We start from the raw sequence: 5,113 nt of genomic DNA, 5'->3' as shown, positions 1-5,113 counted from the left end.
CGCGAGGTGGCCCGGCTGCTGTCCGGCGTCTACCGCAAGGCGGGCACCGACCGGGGCGGCCTCGCCACCCTGCTGGGCACCCCCCGCCCCGACCGCCCCCCGCACCCGCTCCCCGGGGACTGAGCCGGGACTGAGCCGGAGGCCGGGGCCGTGTGGCGGCCCGTGAAGAGGCTGTGACGGCGGGCCGGAGGAGGGGTGCTCCCCAGCAGGGGGACGGTGGCGGGCCACGTACCATGTCCGCATGTCCTTCCTCCGCCGCCGCAGCGCCGCCACGCCCACCGGGCCGGACTTCGATGTCCTGGCCATGGACCCGGGGGACTGGCCCGGCGATCTGGGCGCGGGGCTGCTGCCCGCGCCGGACGGCACCTGTCAGGGCGTCTTCCTGCGCTACGACCTGTTCGGCGGCCGCGGCCCGGCGATGATCATCGGGAATCTGCCCGAGGGCTCCCCGGCCCGTGAGGTGGCCGAGGGCCAGGCTCCGTTCGAGGTGACCCAGCTGCTGGCCGCACTCGGCAACGAGGAGCAGGTCCAGGTCGTGGACACCGAGGACACCCCGGTCATGCACGACGACAACCTCCTCATCGTGCGCCGGATCAAGCTGTCCGAAGGCCGGATCTCCTGCGCCCAGTTCGACCGCAGCGACGGCGTCCTCGTCACCATCGCCAGCTGGGACCGGCCGATCACCGACGACCTGTACCGGCTGCTCAAGCCGCTGCCCGCGGAGATGTTCCAGCAGGGCTGAGGGACACCCCCGGTGGCCCGCTGGACGCTCTGGTACGACACCCCCGCGGCGGACTGGGAGCGCGAGGCGCTGCCCATCGGCAACGGCACGCTCGGCGCCATGGTCTTCGGTGGTGTGGCCCGGGAGCGGATCCAGTTCAACGAGAAGTCGTTATGGACCGGGGGCCCCGGCGGTCCGGGATCCGCGCCGTACGACTCCGGCAACTGGCGTGAGCCGCGCCCGGGCGCCCTCGCCGCCGTCCAGCGGCTGATCGACGAGCACGGTGCGGCCGCCCCCGAGGACGTGGCGGCCCGCCTCGGACAGCCCCGCTCCCGCTACGGCGCCTACCAGCCCTTCGGCGATCTGTGGCTGGAGATCCCGGGTGCGCCCGAGTCCCCGGACAGCTATCGGCGACTCCTGGAGATCCGCAAGGGCGTGGCCCTCGTGAAGTACACGGCCCAAGGCGTGCGGCACCGGCGCGAGTTCTTCGCCTCGTACCCCGATCGGGTGATCGTCGGACGGTTCGACGCGGCCCCCGGAACGGTCGGCTTCACCCTGCGCCACACCTCACCCCGCCCCGGCGACCACCACGTCACCGCGCACGACGGGCGGTTGACGATCCGCGGCGCGCTGGAGGACAACGGGCTGCGCTTCGAGGCCCAGGTGCGGGTGATGGCCGACGGCGGCACCGTGACATCCGGGGAGGACGGCACACTCACCGTCACCGGCGCCCACAGCGCCTGGTTCGTCCTCGCGGCCGGGACCGACTACGCCGACACCCACCCCCACTACCGCGGCGAGGACCCCCACCGGACCGTGACCGGGACCGTGGACGCCGCCGCGGACCGTGGCTATCTGACCCTGCTGAGCCGCCATGTCCGCGACCACCGCGCCCTGTTCGACCGTACGGCGCTGGATCTCGGCGGCCGGACCCCGCCCCGCACGCCCACCGACCGGCAACGCGCCGCGTACACGGGCGGCGAGAGCCCGGCCGACCGCGCCCTGGAGGAGCTGTTCTTCGACTACGGCCGCTATCTCCTCATCGCCTCATCGCGCCCCGGCGCCCCGCTCCCCGCCAATCTCCAGGGCATCTGGAACGACAGCGTCAGGCCCGCCTGGTCGGCCGACTACCACACCAACATCAACCTTCAGATGGCCTACTGGCCGGCCCACGCCCTGCACCTCGCGGAGACCGCCGAGCCGTTGCACCGCTTCATCACCGCCCTGCGCGCCCCCGGCCGGATCACGGCCCGCGAGATGTTCGGCGCGCGCGGCTGGGTCGTGCACAACGAGACCAATGCGTACGGCTTCACCGGCGTCCACGACTGGTCCACCGCCTTCTGGTTCCCCGAGGCGGCCGCCTGGCTGGTCCACCACCTCTACGAGCACTACCGCTTCACCCTCGACACCGGCTTCCTGCGGGACACCGCGTACCCGGCGATGCGGGAGGCCGCCGCGTTCTGGCTGGACACGCTGCGCCCGGACCCCCGGGACGGCACCCTCGTCGTCTCGCCCGGCTACTCGCCCGAGCACGGCGACTTCACCGCGGGGCCCGCCATGTCCCAGCAGATCGTCCACGACCTGCTCACCGCCACCCTGGAGGCGGCCCGCACCCTCGGCGACGACCCCGCCCTCCAGGCCGGGCTGCGGCGCGCCCTGGACGCCCTCGACCCGGGGCTGCGCATCGGCTCCTGGGGCCAGCTCCAGGAGTGGAAGGCCGATCTGGACGACCCCGCCGACACCCACCGGCACGCCTCCCACCTCTTCGCCCTCCACCCCGGACGGCAGATCGCCCCGGACGGCCCCTGGGCCGGGGCCGCCGCGGTCTCCCTGGACGCGCGCGGCGACGGCGGCACCGGCTGGAGCCGGGCGTGGAAGGTCAACTTCTGGGCCCGGCTGCGCGACGGCGACCGCGCCCATCGGCTGCTCGCCGGACAGCTGACGGATTCCACCCTCCCCAACCTGTGGGACACCCATCCGCCGTTCCAGATCGACGGCAACTTCGGCGCCGCCGCCGGGATCGCCCAGATGCTCCTCCAGAGCCACCGCGCCGTGCTGGACGTCCTGCCCGCCCTGCCGCGCCGCTGGCCGGACGGCGCGGTGCGCGGGCTGCGCGCCCACGGCGACCTCACGGTCGACATCACCTGGCGAGAGGGGCGCGCCCGTACCCTCACCGTCGCGGCGGGACACGACGGGCCGGTCCGGATACGCAGCGATCTGTTCGCGCGCCCGTACACCGCCCATGACGACACCACGGGCCGCGAGACGGCCGTACGCGACGACCCCGGCTCCGGGGACGCCTGTACGGTCACGCTCGCGGCCCGCGGCGGCCGCACCTACCGCTTCACGGCCCGCGACTGACTCATCGGCCGGAGCGCCGCACCCGTACATCCGCGGCCCGGACGAACGCCACCCGGTGCCCGAACTGGATCTGGTAGTAGATGTCCTGACCGCGCACCACGATGTGCCCGGATCCATCGAACGTGGTCGCCCACAGATACTCGCCCTGGGTCCGCAGCCCCAGCGCGTACCGCTGCCCGGCGAGCAGCTTGTACGGCAGCGGTGAGACCGCCTGCACCGGTACGCCCTCCGGGTACGCCTCCTTCTCCGGGTAGGCGCGCCCGTACACCGGGACCTCCGCCAGGCCCGGCTTCGGCGTGACGACGAGGCCCTTGCCGTACACGGCGGTGGGCCGCCGCCGCGGGTTCCGGAACCACGCCTGCTGGCCGAGGTACCAGATCGCCGTCCAGTCGCCCTGACGGCCCGCGAGCGCGTACTGCTGGCCGGTGGTGGCGCGGGCGCCGGTGTCGTTGACGCCGGTGGTCGAATCGGCGCCGTCCGGACGCAGCCCGATGTCCTTGACCAGCGGGGCGTCGTCGCTCGGCGCCGTGTGCAGCCGCACCGCGGACGAACCGTGCGGGGCGCACTCCTGACCGGCCGTCTCGCAGCCGGTGTACACCGGTTCGTTCGTCTCGTAGTCCGGGCGGATGGTGACCAGCCCGCCGGAGGCGCCCGCGGTGCGGTGGAACGGGGCGCCGAGGAGGCTGAAGTAGTGCGCCCAGTCCCAGTAGGGGCCCGGGTCGGTGTGCATGCCCTTGATGGTGGTGGCGGTCGTGCCGGGCACATTGTCGTGGCCCAGGATGTGCTGCCGGTCCAGCGGGATGCCGTACCGCCGCGCCAGCCACTTCACCAGCCGGGCCGACGAGCGGTACATCGCCTCCGTGTACCAGGCGTCGGGCGCGGTCAGAAAGCCCTCGTGCTCCAGGCCGATGGACTTGGCGTTGACGTACCAGTTGCCCGCGTGCCAGGCGACGTCCTTGAGCGGTACGTGCTGGGCGATATGGCCGTCGGAGGAGCGCAGCGTGTACTGCCAGGAGACATACGTCGGGTCCTGGACCAGCTTGATGGTGGTGTCCCAGGAGCCCTCGGTGTCATGGATGACGATGTAGTCGATCATTTGGGAGAGGGGGCGGTTGCCGAGGTCGTGGTTGCCGTAGTCGTTGTCCCCGAACTGCTCGTAGGGGGCCGGGATCCACTCGCAGGACACATTGCCGGGGGCCTCGACGTGCGGATCCCGCTTGGGGGACGGCAGGCCGAGCGACCGCAGCTGCCGCCGGTCCCGGGGGCGACGCCGGGGACGGCGTCGAGCGTGACCCGCTCACCGTCGCCCGTGGTGCGCGCGGCGCCGCCGCGGATCACGTCGTAGACGTCGTCGGCGAACACGGCGGCCGCCGCGGCGCTGTCGGCGCCCGGGTAGGCCGCCACCGCCGCGTACCAGTCCGCCGGATCGTCGCTCGACGGCAGCCCCAGCCGCTTCTGCGTGGCCGCCAACAGGGCGGCGCCGCCGCGCACATTGGCCGCCGCGTCGCCGCGCAGCTCGGCGGCGGACAGCCCCGTCAGCTCCGCGGCCCGGTCCAGCGTGCGCAGCCGCGCGGGCAGCTGCCGCGGCTCCGGTACGGAGGCTTCCGGCACCTTGAGGGGCCGCGCCAGGTCGCCGCGGGCGTCCTCGGTGCCCTGGCTGTGGTGCGGGGCCGAGAAGAGGGCGGTGAAGGCGTCGGTGAGGTGCATCGGGCCGTAGCCGCCGGTGACGCTGGGCGCGCCACGATGGCCGTCCCAGCGGGACTGGAGATACGACACGCCCAGCAGCACGCTCAGCGGCACCCCGTGCTCCTTCGCCGCCGCCGCGAAGGCCCGTTGCAGCGCCCCGGCCCCTTCCGGCGACGGTGTGCCGCCCGGCGGCTGATCGGCGCGGGCGGCCGGGGTCCCGGAGACGACCGGGAGCAGAAAGGCGGCGGACGCGGCGGCGCCCGCGGTGCGCAGCGCCGTCCTCCGGCTGGGGCCGGGGACGGGTCTGTCGCCGTTCCGGTCCGCGTCTCTGGTGGTGTCGGGGGC

General features: G+C 73.9%; 2 protein-coding genes and 1 pseudogene. 2 read left to right on the top strand and 1 reads right to left on the bottom strand.

The window, feature by feature from the left end:
• Window positions 1-241 precede the first annotated feature (241 nt).
• Together SSOG_RS05770 and SSOG_RS05765 are read left to right on the top strand one after the other, a co-directional pair.
• Entirely contained in the window at window positions 242-742 is a 501-nt protein-coding gene (locus tag SSOG_RS05770; RefSeq protein WP_009713271.1) for a hypothetical protein, read from the top strand.
• 12 nt (window positions 743-754) lie between these two features.
• Window positions 755-3,082: a glycoside hydrolase family 95 protein gene (locus SSOG_RS05765; protein WP_009713270.1), complete on the top strand. Its 2,328-nt coding sequence runs from the start codon at window positions 755-757 to the stop codon at window positions 3,080-3,082.
• A gap of 1 nt (window position 3,083) precedes the next feature.
• Here SSOG_RS05765 and SSOG_RS05760 read toward each other — a convergent pair.
• Window positions 3,084-5,041: pseudogene (locus tag SSOG_RS05760) on the bottom strand (N-acetylmuramoyl-L-alanine amidase).
• Window positions 5,042-5,113: the final 72 nt, after the last annotated feature.

Source organism: Streptomyces himastatinicus ATCC 53653, from assembly GCF_000158915.1.
Taxonomy (GTDB): domain Bacteria; phylum Actinomycetota; class Actinomycetes; order Streptomycetales; family Streptomycetaceae; genus Streptomyces; species Streptomyces himastatinicus.
This window is presented reverse-complemented; position numbering and strand designations above follow the sequence as displayed.